Raw genomic sequence first — 16,261 nt, forward strand, 5'->3', positions numbered from 1 at the left:
CACCATCAGACCAAGTGGCTCCCAAACTCACCGGAGATCCACCGGTACCCGAACTCACCGGATCACCGGCACCGAAACAGCCCGGTAAAAACACAATGAGATTGAAGGGGCGTCTCAGGCTTTCAAGCCTCACAGGTCAACGCCTTGGAGACTGCCACAGAATCGCCGTCCACGACCAAGATCAGCTTCTCAACCAGTGAAGGTCCGCAGGCCAGCGACTTAAAAGCTGGGCACAAACTTCAATCTGATTGAGACGACATAACCGCAAGCCGCTGCCGGCAGACCCTGGACGAGATACAGCGGGACAACAGCGTCCTGGCCAAGGCGGTCATGGCCAGGTGGGTCATCAACCAGGAGGAATGGCAGTGGGCGGTCGAGGACATTGAAGACCTCGCCCCCCGCGACTTCTGATCACCCGACCGCACAGCGCACCGAGATCCCGGCTCCGCCGGGGATCTCGGCTATGCGAAGGCGAGTTCGCGGAACCGGTTGCGGATGTCTGTCAGCGGCTGCCGGTCCCGGGTGTAGTAGAGCTTGTTGGTCAGCAGTACGGCCCAGCGGTCCTTCGCAGGCGAGAGCCACATGCCGGTGCCGGTGAACCCGTAGTGGACCCAGATGTCCGCGTCGTCGCTGGTGGCAGGGGCCGGGTGCCAGAACAGGCCCCGGGCGGGCTGGAGCCGGCCGGTTCGGACGGCCAGGGAGTGGGCCGTCCAATCGGCTCCGAATCCGGCCTTGACGGGGGCAGTGGATGCATCGAGCAGTAGCGCAGGAACACGGCGAGGTCGTCGAGGACCGTGAAGACGCCCGCGATGCCGCACACGCCGCCCAGCTGGCGGGCGGAGAAGTCGTGGGCGACGCCCCGCGGCATGCTCGCTTTCCGGCCAACGAGCGTGAACTCTCGCCGCCCATCGAGTTGTCAAGTGCCGTCAAGGGCAGCCGCCAGCGCTTCCCTTCCAGTAAGCTGCCGGAGCTGACTCCAGTCGACTAGGAGAGATGCCTCCCCCTCGACCCCTCTGACGAAATTCCGACGAGACACGTCGGGGCCTGGGTGGTCCCCGACGTGCGGGAAATTAAACCGAGTTGAGGGGCTGGCCGAACAGCGGCCCCGGGACTGGTCTAGGGGCATTCGTAAGAGCTTTTCCCGGATTCTTGACTGGCTGCGCCATGCCCGGATGGATCTCCGGCCGCTGCGGCAGCGGGACTTCAGACTGTTGATCTTCAGCGGCACCATCACGATGTTCGGCAGCTACATCACCATGGTGGCGATTCCCTTCCATATCATGGAGTTGACGGGTTCCTACCTGGCAGTGGGAGTCGTAGGCGTCATCGAGATCGTGCCGATGGTCGTGTGCGGGCTGTGGGGCGGGGCCCTGGCAGATGCCATGGACCGCCGACGAGTGATCGTCTGGTGCGAGGGCGGGATGGCTGCCGTCGCTGCGATCCTGCTGGTAAACGCGCTACTGCCGGAACCCATGCTGTGGCCGCTGTACCTCGGGGCGGGAGCCATTGCCGCCCTCGACGGACTCCAACGGCCTTCGCTCAACGCTCTGATCCCCCGGCTCGTCGAACGCGATGAGATCCCTGCGGCCAACGCGCTGCAGGGAATGCGTTGGCAGATCGGTTCCATCGCTGGTCCGACGCTCGGCGGCCTGCTGGTCACGCAAGTAGGCATGTCCCCGGCTTACGCGATCGATGCGGCGACGTTCGTGGTGTCTCTCGCGCTGCTGGTCTCGCTACGTCCTTCTCCTGCTGCGAAGGATGCAAGTCGCCCCAGCGTTAAGGCCATCTTGGAGGGTGCCCGGTACGCCTTCGGGCGGCAGGAACTGCTGGGCACCTACGTCGTCGACATCGCGGCGATGCTTCTGGCGATGCCCCTGGCCCTCTATCCCTTCCTGGCAGATCGTCTGGAGTCCGAGTGGGCCCTGGGCATGATGTACGCGGCGACCTCGGTCGGCGCCCTGTTGGTGAGCCTCACCAGCGGCTGGATTCGGCACGTGCACCGGCATGGTCTCGCGGTTGCGGTGGCGGCCGGGGTATGGGGCCTTGGCATCGCCGGACTCGGTCTGGCGCCCAACCTCCTGATCGCGCTGGCCTGTCTGGTAGTGGCGGGGGCGGCGGACATGGTGAGCGGCCTTTTCCGGCAGACCATTTGGAACCAGACCATCCCGGACCACCTGCGTGGCCGGCTCGCGGGCATCGAACTGCTGTCCTTCTCCATCGGGCCGACGTTGGCACAAATGCGTTCGGGAGGCATGGCCGCGGCGATTGGGCTGCGCGGCGCAATTGTCTCCGGAGGGCTCATGTGTGTGGGCGCGGTGGGACTGCTGGCCGCGGTGCTGCCGCGGTTCGTCACGTACGACGACCGCACGAGCCCGCATGCTGTCGCGGGAGCTGTTGCGGCCGAGGGTTCGGCAGCGACTGAGGGTTCAGCGGTGGGCAAGAGGAACTCTCCGTCCGATGTCGGGTGAGGCAGGCGCCCAGACATAGGTGAGCGTGGAGGCGCGCACCGCCTGCAGCGGCCGGTGAGTTCTGATGTGGGACGACCAGAGGTCGGCTGCAGGCGGGCCCCTTCATTTGATGTCCTACCGGATCTCGACGACGGCCGAACGATTCAGCCGCCGCCGACATCGGATGCGCCGCACTTCACATGGCGCCCCAGGGACTCGCATCGCTGCGCCGTCACCTCACGTCCTGCTGTGGGCCATTGAGGAGACAGCTGCGGTGAGATGGCTCAGGACGGCGTCGGCGACTCCGCCCGCGACAGCCGAGCGGCTCGTTTGCAACCAGGCGGTCCACCCGCCGTTCCTCAGCGGCCAGGCCTCGAGCATCATCTCGTACATAGCTCCGCTGGGCGGTGTGGGGAACCGGGTCACGGTGAGACCGGGCAGTGCTAGCTCCGGGTCGGGCTGGAGGTGCCGCAGCACCGAGGCCTGGCACAATGCGGGCCGTTCGGATCGCTGGGGGTTTGCTGCCGCCACGATTTCGTCGAACGGCATGGCATGGCGCATCGAGCGCAACAGCGCGTCGTGTGCTGTGTGCAACAGATCTTCGGGAGTGGCATTCACGTAGCGGACCCGCACGGGAAGGGGATTCACGCAGAGTCCCAGGGTTCGTTCCAGTCGCGGGTCATCGCGGCCGGCGACTGGTACGGCCACACAGAGGTCGTCCGTCCCAACCGTCTTGGCCAAGGCTCCGGCCAGCGCGCTGACGAGCACTGAGGTGACTGTCACTCGCTGGTCGCGGGCGTACCGACCCAGTGTGGTGGGGATTTCGAGGTTGTGCACGGTAAACCCCGAGCCCCCTCCGGCCCCGGGGAGGGGCCATGCGATGTCAGGAACGTCGCGCAGTTCGGTCTGCCAGAACGTGGTGGCCGAGCTGCACCCGTCAGTACCCTCGGCCGCGGCCCACTTCGAGTACGAGAGCTGCTCGGAAGCTATCCGCGGGAGCTGCCCGAGGCAGCGTGCGCGGTAGGCGAGGCGGAGATCCTGGAACAGGATCCGCAGCGACCAGCCGTCTATGAAAGCGTGGTGGGCTACCACGGCGAGGGCTGTCTGCCCGCTGCGGGGACCGCAGTCGGCGACGGTGAGCCGCAGCGTCGGGCCGCTCAGCCCCACCTGCCAGGTCTCCTCGCGCTCCAGCAACTCTTCGGGATGCCCCACGGGTTGCGCCATGGAGAGTGCAACAGCCTGGCGTGCGTCGAGCGGGCAGAGAACTGGCGTCGCCTTTCCCTCGGCCAGCACGTGCCGCAGCGCGGGGTGCGCCTCGGCCACATCCTGAAGAGCATGGGCGAGGGCGCCTGTGTCCACCTCGCCGTCGAGCCTGAAGAGCCGGTGCACGAGGTGGGCACGCTCGATACCGCTGCCGTAGATCTGCTCCGTCATCCACAGGCCGCGCTGTGCTGCTGAAACGGCCGTGGCGCCGTTCGCTGGCTGGGGAAGAGAAGCGGCGTGCTCCACTTTTCGGGCAATCGCGCTGCTGGTGGGGGCCTTGAGGATGTCCACGGCGGCGACCTTCCGCCCCGTCTCCTTCGATAGCAGGACAGCGAGTGTGATCGCGGTAAGCGAAGTGCCGCCGGCCTGCAAGAAATCGGTGTCCTCCGTCTGCAATGGCCGTCCCAGCACTTCAGACATCGCACGGTTCACCAGGGATATCAGGGGGGTAGGTGATGCTGACGGCCCATGCTCTGCGGGATGGGCTGCTGGCGGTTCCGTAAGAGCTGCCGCCATGTCCCGCAGGATGCGAGTGTCGGTCTTGCCGGATTCGCCCTTCGGGAGAGCCTCAAGGTGCGCGAAGGTGGCAGGCACGAAGGAAGCGGGCAGTCGCTTCTTCAACGCCTCACGCAGGCATGCCGGATCGACTTGCTCACCGGTGTACCAGCCATGCAGGGCGACCACCGCGCCGCCGGCGTCATGACGGGGAACCACAGCGGCGTCGGCGATCCCCGCGCAGTCGCGCAGGGCTGCCTCGATTTCGCCGGGTTCGATGCGCATGCCACGCAGTTTGACCTGGCGGTCGGCGCGTCCGACATAGCGCAGGATGCCGTCCGGTTCCCGGCGTACGAGATCCCCGGTGCGGTACGCCCGGGCGCCGCCCGCGACCGGTACGAATTGCAGCGCAGTCTCCCGGGGGCTAGCGAGATAACCAAGGGTGAGCCCGCGTCCGGAGACGTACAGCTCACCCACCCCTTCCCCCGCGACCGGCCTGCCGTCGGTATCCAGCACGTGAACTGCCGCCCCGGCGACCGGGCGGCCGATCGGGATGTCCGTGCTGTCGGGTGCCACGTCCTCGTCCCGTACCGGGTGCGTCGTGGTGAAGACCGTCGCTTCGACAGGGCCGTAGCCGTTGACGATCCGGACTCCTGGATGTGCCTGCCGGAAGCGGCGCACATGCGGCACAGAAAGCCGTTCCCCACCGATCAGGACCTGTCGGACGCCGTCCATGCAGTGCGCATCAATGTCGATGAGTGTGTTGAACAATGAGCTCGTCAGCCACAGTGTGTTGACCCCGTTGGAGCGTATAGCCTCGCTCATCTCCTCTGGACCGAGCGGCCCTTCCGGCGGCAGGACGCAGCAGCCGCCGTTGAGCAGTGCTCCCCATAATTCAAGGGCGAAGGCGTCCCAGGGAAGCGCCGCAGCCAGCAGGGTCACCGTCTCAGTGTCGTACCGCGCGAAGTCCGGTTTATGCAACAGCCCGGTCAACGCACGGTGTGGGCATACAGCTCCCTTGGGGTCACCCGTGCTTCCCGAGGTGAAGAGCACGCACGCGGGGTCGTTCCCCGATGCACTGCCCTCGCCGGACGAACCGGCGACGTCGTCGGGACAGCCGAGTCCACCGGGGGTGCCTGGCTCAGCTGGCGGCAGCCAAGTGGGTACCGAGACCACCGAACATGGCCAGGAGGCTGGGGCGGCACTGTGGTCGACTGCGAGCGAGGTGCGTCCAATACGGACAAGCCGTGCCAAGCGGTTGGGCGGCCAATCCGCAGGTACTGCCGCGTACGCCGCACCGAGCCGCAGCACAGCCAGCAGAGCCGCTACCAGGCCGGGTGAACGGGGCAACCGCACGGGCACCACAGTGCCGGGCCGAGCACCGGCGACCTTGAGGCGTACCGCCAACTGGGCCGCTGCGGCGTCGAGTTCTCCGTAGGTGACCTCGCTTCCATGCTGGCGCAGTGCGATGGCGCCCGGATGGCGAGCGGCGTGGGCGGCCATCAGCTCATGCAGCCCTAGCTGCCGCCCAGGCTGCGGCCGCCCGCTATAAGGGTCTTCTCCGGGCCACGGCGGGTTTGCCTCCGGCTGCCGTATGGGTGTCGTCCGCCGGACCGCTGCCTCTATGTGATCCAGGCATTCCGTCTCGGAGCCACGGACACCGGTCTCGCGCCAACCGGAAGGTATCGGTCCACGCTCAGTCGGCCACAGGCAGAGCTGCCCTTCCTGGTTTGTCACCACAACGCAGGTCATGCGTACGCTCCTCCTCTTAACGCCTGTACGGACTATGCGCCTGTCTTGCGCACCGTCAGGGCATGCGCGAGGTAGCTGGCCACCTCGCCGGGTGTGGTGCCACGAGTGAAGACGTTGTCGACGCCGAGAGCGGCGCCCTCGGACTCGGTGAACCTGGGTCCGCCAACCACCAGCAGGGGACGGCTCTCCTTCGCATATGCCTTTGTGAGGGCCGAGCCTGACCCTCTCGACCCCGCTGACACACGGACTGTCCCCGGCGCTTGTGGTCGCTCGTTCCTGGTTGGCACTCGAGGCCGCCACGTACGTGGTCCTGAACGGCCATGTGGCGGACAGCGGGGACTGTCATGCTGTGTGGAGTGTGATCGTCCGCCGCACGACGCAGAAGGGCGGGCGGTGACATGAGCGTCAGGCCAAGGCCGTTCGGTCCTCTCCAAGACATTTCTCCTCACGGCGGTCCACCGGCCCGCCGGCTGCTCCGCATGGACACGCTCCTGGAATCCGGTGAGGTACAGGACTTCCTCTCGCGGATCGTCACGGTTGGCAGGCCGGCATCCGCCGAGATGGCCCTGGAAGCCGTACACGAGCGGCTCGCGTCGGTTGACATCGAACCGGGGCGTCCGGTGCTCGTAGCGATGCCCAACGGGCCGGAACTGCTGGCCTTGACGTTCGCCCTGTTGCGTCTGGGGGCCGTCCCCACCCTGATCCCTCCATCCAGCCCGGCAGCCAGGACCAGGGAGATGGCTCGCCGCATGGGAGCGGGAGCACTTTTGGCCCCGCGCCTCGCCGCGGAGCGGTATGGCGCCGAAAGACCCCGGCCCATCGGCTATTCAGCGGAAGCCCTGGTGCTGCCTACGGAGTGCACCGAGCGCTTTGAGCCCGGAGAGATGATCTTGATGACGTCCGGGACATCGGGAATCTTCAGTGGCTGCGTCCACCACATCGACGCCCTGATGCGGAACGCCGACCGTCATGCGCAGGCGGTAGGGCAGCGGCCGGGAGACACGGTGCTGGTCAACCTTCCGCTGCACTACTCCTACGCCTTTGTTGCGCAAGGGCTTTCGGCGCTGGTGCGGCGCAACAGCCTGGTTGTCTCCGGTCCTCCCTTCACCCCGCAGTCGTACCGGACCGCGATCCGGGAGTACGGGGTGACCGTCTCCTCTCTGACGCCAGCTTTGATCAAAGTACTGATGAAGGACAGCACTGACCGGCTCCCAGGCTGTCTGCGCACCCTGACGGTCGGTGGAGACCAGCTGGAACCGCGCTACGTCAAAGACCTGCTGGAGCAGAATCCGGAACTCGAGCTCTACGTGACCTACGGACTCACGGAAGCGGGCCCGCGGGTCGCGACCCTGGCTGCTCACGCGGAGCCGCAGCGGCGGCACGCCTCAGTCGGGCTGCCACTGCATGGTGTACGGACCTCGCTTCGCCGGAACCACCCCGAAGATCCATGGGGCGAGCTGATTGTCGAGACGGACACGGTCCTGCGCAGGAAGGTCGGGACCCAGGACAACGGCGAAAGAACCGGGGGAGGTGCGGCGTCCGGCCGCATCAGCACTGGAGACCTCTTCGACATCGACGACGACGGATATCTGTACTTCAAGGGCCGGACATCCGACTTCCTCGTCATCCGGGGCGACAAGGTCTCCCTGCCGTCCGTCCGCCGCATTGCCGGGAGCATTCCCGGAGTCGTCAGGGCGAGCACCCGGGTGTATGAGGAGGAACGTGGTGACGTCCGGTTCGATCTCGATGTGCATGTTCATGGTCCGGACGCGGTGGACCCCGACTGGATTCGAAAACAGCTCCATGCCCAACTGCTCCGCAGCGAGCGACCTCGCCGCATCGTGGTTCACGCGGACCTGGAGACGGAGTGGCACAAGTAACCGAGCGGCAAGGGAAGGCCACCATGACACCACCGTCCCACGAGACGGAGACCAGTTCCTCGCCCGGGAAGGAATCCAGCGGAGCGCACGTGGAACTTGTCCGCAGGACCTGGGCCACGGCGCTGAACCACAACGACTTCAGCGACGATGACAACTTCCTCAACATCGGCGGTCATTCGATGCTGGGCATCGCTCTCATGAAGGAACTTGAATCAGGCTTGGGCGTGCGGCTGCCAGTCCGCCTGCTCTTCGACAACCCGACGGTCGGTGAACTCGCCGCGGCGCTCCCAGCTCAGGTCGAAGATCCCGGGGACGCTCGATGACATACGCGGCCGAGGACCCAACGCGCCCGAACGGGCTCCTGGCGACGCACAGCACGGCGGACACTGAACAGCTCGAGATCTGGCTTGCCGGGCAGCGCGACGCGGAGGCCGATCGCTTCAACGTCCCGGTTCATCTCGAGATACGCGGTGTGGTGGATGAGGCTGCCCTGCGGCTCGCGCTGGCCGATGTCGTGGCACGGCATCAGGCTTTGCGCAGCGCCTTCATCGCGGACGGAGGAGAGCTACGGCGGGTAACGTACCCAACAGCCGAAGTTCCCTTACGCATCCACCCACAGCGGCGGCCCTACCAGCGGGCAGAGGCGCTCGGTCCGGCAGTGCGGGCGGTGTCTCGTCCCTTAGACGTGGCGACGGCGCCGCTACTGAGAGCAGATCTCTTCCGGTACGAGGCTGGTGCCGCGCTGCTCAGCCTGACCACCCACCACATCGTCTGTGACGGCTGGTCCCTGGACCTGCTGGCCAACGATGTCACCGAAGCATACGCGGCCAGGCTGGCGGGCCGTACGCCGGATCTCGGTATACCTGCTCCGGACATCGACACCGACGCCCACGCGGACTCGGACACGTACTGGCGTGACCTGCTGCGGGGGCAGGCAGCCTGGCTGGCGCCGCTGCCCGACCTCGTTACTCAGCAAGTGACTCCAGGCCCCTCCGCCCACCGTGAGATCACGCTGTCCAAGGAGGCTGTGGCCGGTCTGCGGACCCTTGTCGCACACCAGAAGGCCACATCGGCCGTGGTGGTCCTGGCAGCCTGGACTCTGCTGCTGCACGGCTGGAGCGCGGTGGACGACGGGGTGCTCGGTGTGCCGTTCGGCGGTCGGGGCAACACCGCCGCGCAGCGCGAGGTCGGGTTGTACACGCGGGTGCTCCCGATCCGCAGCCTTTACCGTCCAGAACAGCCCTTCATCGCGTATCTCGACAAGATGCGCGAGCAGGTGCTCGACTCGGTCGCCCATCGTGTGGTGTCCACCGAGTCCCTCCGGACCAGCCTCGCCGCGCTGACCGGGGGCCCTGCCGCACCAGCCACGGTATTCGTCCACCGCCTGGAGAACACCACGACGCGTCGCGTGGAGGAGGGCAGTGTCAAGGTTGTCGAGCATCCCACGGATACCGCGAAGAAGCCGATCAAGGAGCCGACTGAGGCCTTGATGAACATCCACATGATCGGTCACGACGAAAGGGACCAACACGATGAGTGCGCCCGACGCCCCTCCGATCCTGACGGAAGCCGACGATGTCCTGGCCCCCACAACGGTGCTGTCCCTGGTGAAGACACAGGTCACCTCGGCACCGGACGCGCAGGCCGTTCGATGTGGCGGTGCATCGGTCACCTACGGCACTGTGTGGCAGCGCTCCGAAGAACTCGCACGCACGCTGGTACAGCTCGGTGTCGGGCAGGGACGTACCGTCGGCCTGTACGCGGAACGTTCAACTGACATTGCGGTGATGATCATCGGGGTCATGCGCGCCGGAGGCGTCTGCGTACCGCTGGACGTCAGCTATCCCGAGGACCGGATCCGGTATATGTGCGACGACGCCAAGGTCGAAGTGGTCGTCGGACACGCCGAGTTCTTTTCCCGCATAGGTGACCTCAAGCCACGGGCCGAACTGGGCGGCGTCACCATCGCCACCCGTACCGACGTGAACCTGCTGGCGAACGCGTGGACAAGCGCGGCGGAAACGGCGGAACTGCCCGAGCTCGCAGGCGGTGACCTGGCCTACGTTGTCTACACCTCGGGCTCCACCGGGCGGCCCAAGGGCGTGATGTACGAGCACGGGAACCTCGCGAACCTGATCGCTTGGCAGATCCACGACAGCCGCTGCACATCGACCCACCACACCGCGCAGTTCTCGCCAGCCTCCTTCGACATCATCTTCCAGGAGACCTTCACCACGCTCGGCAGTGGCGGAACGCTGGTGTGCTGCTCGGAGGACGAGCGCCTGGACCCAGCTCTGCTGGGTGACCTGATCGAACGAGAACAGATCAACCGCATCTTCATGCCGTTCGTGGCCATCCAGGCACTTGCCCGCTTCGCGGGGAACATGACGTCGCGGACCCACCCGCTCCTGGAGATCTTGACCGCTGGAGAGCAGGTGCAATGCGGCGACCGGATCCGTGAGATGTTCGAGCGCCTACCCGATTGCCGACTGGTCAACCAGTGGGGAACCACTGAATCACATGTCAGCACCAGGTACTCACTCCCGGAGAGGGTTGCTGATTGGCCGACGCTGCCTCCGATTGGTCGACCGATCGCCCATACACACATCCATGTCTGCGACGAGCACGGTGGGCCCGTACCGCACGGAGAGATCGGGGAGCTGTGGGTGGCGGGTGCTGCGGTCGGCCGCGGATACCTGGGACTTACCGAACGGACGGCCGCAAACTTTTTGCCTGATCCGTGCGATGCGGGGACCCGCGCCTATAGGACCGGTGATCTGGGGCGTGTGAACAGCCAGGGCGAACTGGAATTTCTCGGCCGCAAGGACACCCAGGTCAAAGTCCGCGGCTTCCGCATCGAACTAGGGGAAATCGAGACGCTTTTGAATTCTATGCCTGGGATTGCTGAGGCTGCCGTCGTGGTCATGGGCAGCGATGACGCATCCGAACGATTTCTTCAAGCATTTGTCGTTCCGGCATCACTGGACATGAACCGAACTGAAATTGCGGCAGCGTTATGCAAGGCCCTTCCCGGGTACATGGTGCCTTCGCAGATCACTACAGTGGGCTCGCTTCCCCGCACGCCGAGCGGAAAGCTCGACCGGCTCGCGCTCGTGATGGCCAGGTAGCGCGATGACTTCACTTCCGCCGTACAGTTACCAGCGCACCGAACTGGTTGAGCCGGACTGGCGTCGCTTCCCGGGGTGGCAGGACGTAACCGACATGCAATGGTACTCGGCCCGCTGGCAGCGCACCCATTCCGTGCGCAACGCGAAACAACTGCACGCTGTCCTCGGTGACCTGCTCGACGACTCGTTTTACCAGGACATGGAGCGTGACCGAGCAGAGCATGCAACCATGCCTCTGCTCCTTCCGCCACAGATGCTCAATACCATCGCTCCGTACGCCGAACCCAAGGGAGCCGCGAGCCTCACGTCCGCTTTCCAGGCGGATCCTGTACGCCGCTACATGATCCCACTGGCCTCTGACCGGCGTACCGACTGGCTCTCGCATCCGCGAGCGCTCCGAGATTCGCTCCACGAACAGGAGATGTGGGCGGTGGAGGGGCTCGTCCACCGCTACCCCACCAAGGTGCTGGCCGAAATGCTCCCCACTTGCCCACAGTACTGCGGACACTGCACCAGGATGGACCTCGTCGGTACCTCCACACCGGCCGTGGACAAGCTGAGATTTGCACTCAAACCGCAGGACCGTCTTGACGGAATGGTGGCGTATCTTTCCCGGTCTCCGCAGGTCCGGGACGTGGTCATCTCTGGCGGCGACGTCGCGAACATGCCCTGGCCGAAGCTGGAAAGGTTCATCAACCGGCTGCTGGACATCGACAGCATCCGCGACATCCGCCTCGCCTCCAAGGCGCTAATCGGGGTCACCCAGCACTGGCTCACGGACGAGATCCGGGCGGGGATGGAACGAGTCGCCAAGGTCGCCCGCGACCGCGGTGTCCAACTGGCCATTCATACCCATGCGAACGCTGCACAGTCCGTCACTCCGCTGGTGGCCCGGGCGGCACGCGCCATGCTCGAGACAGGCATACGGGACGTCCGAAATCAGGGAGTGTTGCTGCGTGGTGTCAACGACTCCATCGAGGCGCTACTCGATCTGTCTTTCGTGCTCCTCGACGAGGCCGCCGTCATGCCGTACTACCTGTACCTGTGCGACATGATCCCCAGCGTCGAGCATTGGCGTCTGTCACTAGCCGAAGCGATAGCGCTGCAGGACGGAATCATGGGATATCTCCCAGGGTTCGCCACCCCGCGGATCGTGTGCGACGTCCCCTATGTGGGAAAGCGCTGGGTGCACCAGTTCAAGAGTTACGAAAGGATCCGTGGAATCTCGCGCTGGGAGAATAATTTTCGTACCCCGTTCGAAGCCGACGAACCATTGGAGCTGGCAGGCGATTACGAGTATCTGGACCCTATCTACACGCTTCCACCAGACGGACAGGACTGGTGGCGCCGGCAGGCGTACCACGTCCCAGAAGAGGCTCCCGTCAACGTCGATCTCTCATGCTGATTCGCCTTCTGTTAACTGTTGATTGCGGTGCCCGTCCGTGGTCGCAGGCTTCGACCAACTGGTCAGCACGATTGTTGAGTCGTACGTATTCAGAAGGTGGGCTGCCTGTACTACGTCTCCTGACGGTGTGACAGGTGCCGGGTGGGTGCGGCAGGATTCGTGGTCATGTCGTCCGCTCTGGAGTCTGCGTCGCGCGAGGATCTCGTCACGCTGATCGGACTGTTCCATTCGAAGAAGGCAAGTTCGACGGCGAGTTTGCCAAGCAGGCCAGCGCACACCGCGGTCACCGACGCTGCCGCGAGCCTCCATCCGAGCACACGTGCGACACCTGCGGAAGCCCCGGCCGCATCCGGCATCGTGGCGACAGGCCGCACACCTGAATGCAGAGCAGCCGCGCACCTGCCGCACCCGTCACGTACGGCAGGCCGCGCTGGCGGACTCCACCGAGTCCGTCCGCTCGGATGCCGCCCGCCGGTGGAGTCTTCCCCGACCGGAGTTCGATGGGGCGTGATGTCCACCACAGGCTGTAGCTGGGAAAGGGACACGACGGCGCGCCGTGACGCGACACGCGCCAGAAGGTCAGCCCTGGTGTAAAGCGACACGACCTGCGGGGGACATTGTCTTTGCGGAAACAAAGCGCGTAAGAACGAGGCTGGCGGGACCCGTCCTCTCGCACTGGCCGACTTGGTGCACCTGTCCCTGGTCACCGAGAACCGCATGGTCGGCGAGGTGCCCCCGGTGCTGCGTACCGGCACGGCCGCGACCCGCACTGCGGAGTTGTCCGTGATGCGGTTCCTCCCTGCTCGGGGACTTGCTGCCCACGATCGCCGACCTCGACGCCGAACAGACGGCTCTTGTCAATCGCCGAGTTGAGGCACAGTCTGACATCGGCCGGAGGTGAAGCGCAGGCTGTCGCCGGCGGCCATTTTGCGGATCTTGGCATAGCCGACGCGGATCTCGATGGTCTTGGATCCGGTGGCGATCAGGTCGAAGTAGGGCTGGCGGATGTTGAGTGAGTGCTGAGGGGAGGGCTCGGTGGTCATGTGTCGTTCTCCTTCATGCTCAGGCCTGGGCGGCGGGCAGGGCCGGACGGGCGGCGCTGGCGGCGGTGAGCCGTTCGCGCAGGCCCTCGACGGCACTCTGGCGGGGATAGCGGCGGGTCAGGAACGTGGTGAGGTCGCCGGCCCTGCCCAGGACGGAGCCGACGACGCGGGCGGAGTCGAGGGCCTGGTGACCGAGGGCAACAGCGTCGTCGGGGGCGCCGAGCTGGGCATGGGCGATCGCGAGGTCGATGCGGGCGATGGCCTCCCGGCTCGGTGAGCGGGACGCTGCGGGCGCCGACTCGTAGGTCGCCAGGGCGTGTTCGGCATGCTGGCGGGCCTGTTCGGCCTGGCCGAGCCAGATGAACGATGTCGCCGGATACGAGGTGAGCGCGTAGTCGGCCAGAGGCAGCACGTCCATGCCGAACCGGCTCGGTGAGCGGGGCGGCAGGAGCCGGTGGGCGTCCTGAGCGGCGTGGAAGGCGGTGGTGAAGCCGTCTGCGTCGCCGTCGGCCGCCGCGGCACGGGCGGCCTGGGCATGCAGCCGCACGGTCAGCGGATGGTCGGCCGGGGCCTCGGAGAGACCCTTGAGGGCGGCCTTGCGGGCCTTGTCGGGCCGTTGTTCATACAGGTTGATGGAGGAGGCGGCGTCCATCGCCCACGCGCACAGCTGGCCGTGTCCGGCCTGCTGGCCGTGGACGAACGCGTCGGTGGCGAAGGCGAGGCCGGTGCGGGCGTCGCCGAGGTCGTGGGCGAGCCAGGCCAGCAGTTCGGACATCCACCCGGCGAACGCCAGCAGCTCACGTTCCTGCCGGTGGGTGTGTCTGCCCTTCAGGAGGGTGTCGACCTTGCGCCGATAGTCCATCACCGCGTCGAAGACGGCGGCTGGCGGCTTGAGCGAGTACGCGTGGTTGAACTCGGTGACCGCGAGGTCGAGGTGGTCGAGGGTTCCCGAGCCGAGTGTGGTCGCCTCCGCCTGTTGCGTGAACTCCATGGCCTCGGTGGATGCCTGCTGAAGGATCTGTGCTGCGGCGGCCGGGGAGGCCATGGCCAGCCCGGCGAGTTTCACCGCGTCGCGACGCTTCGTCTCCTCCACCTCCGTGAAGGTCAGCGAGCCCGCCTTGGCACCGGCCACTCTCCCTTCGGGAAGTGTTCCACCATCCGGCCTGGCACTCCAACGCGGACTGTTCTCCTCCGTCTTGGGGGGTGAGTAGTCGTGGGCGAAGCCGAGGCCGACGGGCTGGTGGTGAACAGGCGGCACAGCAGGTCCTGGTAGTCGGGGCTCGGCAGGCCGCCTGCTTCCCAGTCCTTCCAGGAGCGTTCGGACAGGCCGACCTTGGCCAGGTTCTCGTTCTCGACGAGCTGGTGGGCGGCGGCGGCCTGGGCGACGGTCCACCCCATGGCCAGGCGGCGGCACTTGAGGAGCCGGTGTCCGCAGTGCTCCGCGATCTGCCCGGCGATCTCGGCGACGAGCGCCATGGGCACAGGGCCGGGCGAGCCCGCCTGGCCGAGCGCCCGCTCACGCAGTGCCTTCCCGCAGGAGATGTGGTGCACCGCTTGGGACTTCTTGATCGCCTCGTTGCTCACGGCTGCCTCCCCGCCTGGCACGGGCTCGGCGCCGGATGCGCCCCCCGCCCGTGCTGCCGAAGACTGACTGCCTGCCCCAGGAGGCGATCAAACCCCCGGGCAAGGGGCGGGATGGTCTCCCCTAATGGGCGGCCACACCGCCCACGAGGGGCGGGCACCTCTCACTACCTGTGACAACACGGGCGGACCACTCTGGATCCCGGCGCCGCGTCCGGCCGACGGACCCGGGCATCCATGGCTCCCCGTCGCTGAGATCTCAGGGCATCCGGCCGGACGCGTCGCGCCTTCCACCCCCGTCCACACGCTCCGCGCTGTTCTGCGGAGCTGACAGATCGAGAGGGACTTTTATGGAAGACGCACAACCGACCGCGGCCCTGTCCGGGCAGATCGTCCAACTGGACAGGCTGAACGGGCAGTTGATCGAGCGGATGCGGCACGAGGCCCTGACCGCCCCGGCGCCCTGGAAGGCCGAGTACGGCGAGTTCCAGTCCGGCGGCTGGTGGACCACGTCGCTGATGAACGCCTCCGGCGACGCCTGCGACGTCAGGATCGCCGACGGCACTGCTCGTCCCACCGCCTTGCTGGGGCACATGCCCGCCACCGCCGGCCTGCTCGCGGAGCTGGGTCTGAACTACATGTGGGTGCGGCTCGCCCGGCTGGAGGCGAACGCGTTCCTCTGGGAACACCGCGACTACGACGAGCTCGACCAGGTCGAACGCCACCGGCTGCACATCCCGCTGCACACGAACTCCTCCGCGTTCCTGGTCACCGGCGGCACCAAGGTCCACATGGGCGGCGGGCGGATCTGGCGGCTGACGCCGACCTACGCGCACGGGGTCTGCAACCTGCTCGGCCCTGACCGGATCCACCTGATCGCGGACGTCTACGCCGACGATGCCTACACCAGCCTCGCCGGGCGGGCAGCGGAGCCGACGGCGGACCGGCTGCCGGCCGCGTCGGAGGCGGAGAACCGACCATCCACCACATCGCCACCATGAACCTGCGCGCCGTGGGGCGCCGTCCACCGCGGGCGAGGTCCTGCTGCCGGGGCCCAGAAACGCCGAACGCCCCGCCAGGGGCGGGGCGTTCGGAAACGAGAGAGGCCATGGCGGTCAGTAGGGAACTGAATGGCGTGTCCGCCGAATCGCGCGTATCCGGCGGGCGAGGTGCTAGGGCCTGTGTGATGTCGTGATCAATCTTGCCGACCCGGGTTCCTCGGGAAGGGGGATCCGGTAGGAAAGACGATCGTGACACGCAGGCAACT

At 66.4% G+C, this 16,261-nt stretch carries 10 protein-coding genes and 2 pseudogenes; 7 read left to right on the forward strand and 5 right to left on the reverse strand.

The window, feature by feature from the left end; translation table 11 throughout:
- Positions 1 to 461: 461 nt before the first annotated feature.
- Positions 462 to 862, reverse strand: a pseudogene (locus ACFVST_RS27880) (serine hydrolase); the annotation flags it as partial.
- A gap of 310 nt (positions 863 to 1,172) precedes the next feature.
- On the opposite strand from ACFVST_RS27880, the gene ACFVST_RS27885 reads away from it, so the two are divergent.
- Positions 1,173 to 2,468: an MFS transporter gene (locus tag ACFVST_RS27885; RefSeq protein WP_390156364.1), complete on the forward strand. Its 1,296-nt coding sequence runs from the start codon at positions 1,173 to 1,175 to the stop codon at positions 2,466 to 2,468.
- A gap of 216 nt (positions 2,469 to 2,684) precedes the next feature.
- Here the strand turns inward: ACFVST_RS27885 and ACFVST_RS27890 are convergent, their stop codons facing one another.
- A complete protein-coding gene (locus tag ACFVST_RS27890) occupies positions 2,685 to 5,957 on the reverse strand; it encodes an amino acid adenylation domain-containing protein (RefSeq protein ID WP_390156365.1) in 3,273 nt (1,090 codons plus the stop codon).
- 479 nt (positions 5,958 to 6,436) lie between these two features.
- Here ACFVST_RS27890 and ACFVST_RS27895 point away from each other — a divergent pair, with 479 nt between their 5' ends.
- The 5 genes and pseudogenes from ACFVST_RS27895 (at position 6,437) to ACFVST_RS27915 (ending at position 12,370) form a co-directional block, all read left to right on the forward strand.
- Positions 6,437 to 7,837, forward strand: coding sequence for a class I adenylate-forming enzyme family protein (locus tag ACFVST_RS27895; RefSeq protein WP_390156366.1), 1,401 nt, complete (start codon positions 6,437 to 6,439; stop codon positions 7,835 to 7,837).
- Positions 7,838 to 7,926: 89 nt separating this feature from the next.
- Positions 7,927 to 8,160: an acyl carrier protein gene (locus ACFVST_RS27900; RefSeq protein ID WP_390156367.1), complete on the forward strand. Its 234-nt coding sequence runs from the start codon at positions 7,927 to 7,929 to the stop codon at positions 8,158 to 8,160.
- Positions 8,157 to 9,158, forward strand: a pseudogene (locus ACFVST_RS27905) (condensation domain-containing protein); the annotation flags it as partial. The gene ACFVST_RS27900 and the pseudogene ACFVST_RS27905, both read left to right, overlap by 4 nt.
- A gap of 286 nt (positions 9,159 to 9,444) precedes the next feature.
- The gene (locus tag ACFVST_RS27910; RefSeq protein WP_390156368.1) at positions 9,445 to 10,965 is read left to right on the forward strand and encodes an amino acid adenylation domain-containing protein; all 1,521 of its coding nucleotides are present in this window, start codon (positions 9,445 to 9,447) and stop codon (positions 10,963 to 10,965) included.
- 4 nt (positions 10,966 to 10,969) lie between these two features.
- Positions 10,970 to 12,370, forward strand: a complete 1,401-nt coding sequence (locus tag ACFVST_RS27915; protein ID WP_390156369.1) for a KamA family radical SAM protein — start codon at positions 10,970 to 10,972, stop codon at positions 12,368 to 12,370.
- An 857-nt stretch (positions 12,371 to 13,227) separates the two neighbouring features.
- Here ACFVST_RS27915 and ACFVST_RS27920 read toward each other — a convergent pair.
- Genes ACFVST_RS27920 through ACFVST_RS27930 form a run of 3 tightly spaced genes read right to left on the reverse strand, consistent with a single transcriptional unit; the run spans position 13,228 to position 14,997 of the window.
- Positions 13,228 to 13,413, reverse strand: a complete 186-nt coding sequence (locus tag ACFVST_RS27920; protein ID WP_390156370.1) for an ASCH domain-containing protein — start codon at positions 13,411 to 13,413, stop codon at positions 13,228 to 13,230.
- A gap of 19 nt (positions 13,414 to 13,432) precedes the next feature.
- Positions 13,433 to 14,545, reverse strand: a complete 1,113-nt coding sequence (locus ACFVST_RS27925; protein ID WP_390156371.1) for an XRE family transcriptional regulator — start codon at positions 14,543 to 14,545, stop codon at positions 13,433 to 13,435.
- Positions 14,518 to 14,997 (reverse strand): hypothetical protein, encoded by a 480-nt coding sequence (locus ACFVST_RS27930; protein ID WP_390156372.1) that lies wholly within the window; start codon positions 14,995 to 14,997, stop codon positions 14,518 to 14,520. Before ACFVST_RS27930 ends, ACFVST_RS27925 begins: the two co-directional genes overlap by 28 nt.
- 347 nt (positions 14,998 to 15,344) lie before the next feature.
- On the opposite strand from ACFVST_RS27930, the gene ACFVST_RS27935 reads away from it, so the two are divergent.
- Positions 15,345 to 15,995: an aspartyl/asparaginyl beta-hydroxylase domain-containing protein gene (locus ACFVST_RS27935; RefSeq protein WP_390156373.1), complete on the forward strand. Its 651-nt coding sequence runs from the start codon at positions 15,345 to 15,347 to the stop codon at positions 15,993 to 15,995.
- Positions 15,996 to 16,261: the final 266 nt, after the last annotated feature.

Source organism: Streptomyces sp. NPDC058045 (genome assembly GCF_042885635.1).
Taxonomy (GTDB): domain Bacteria; phylum Actinomycetota; class Actinomycetes; order Streptomycetales; family Streptomycetaceae; genus Streptomyces.

Excerpts from the sequence above, each read along its gene's own strand:
- ACFVST_RS27885 (WP_390156364.1), top strand. The coding sequence starts at position 1,173 with ATGGATCTCCGGCCGCTGCGGCAGCGGGACTTCAGACTGTTGATCTTC.
- ACFVST_RS27890 (WP_390156365.1), bottom strand. The coding sequence starts at position 5,957 with ATGACCTGCGTTGTGGTGACAAACCAGGAAGGGCAGCTCTGCCTGTGG.
- ACFVST_RS27895 (WP_390156366.1), top strand. The coding sequence starts at position 6,437 with ATGGACACGCTCCTGGAATCCGGTGAGGTACAGGACTTCCTCTCGCGG.
- ACFVST_RS27915 (WP_390156369.1), top strand. The coding sequence starts at position 10,970 with ATGACTTCACTTCCGCCGTACAGTTACCAGCGCACCGAACTGGTTGAG.
- ACFVST_RS27920 (WP_390156370.1), bottom strand. The coding sequence starts at position 13,413 with ATGACCACCGAGCCCTCCCCTCAGCACTCACTCAACATCCGCCAGCCC.
- ACFVST_RS27935 (WP_390156373.1), top strand. The coding sequence starts at position 15,345 with ATGGAAGACGCACAACCGACCGCGGCCCTGTCCGGGCAGATCGTCCAA.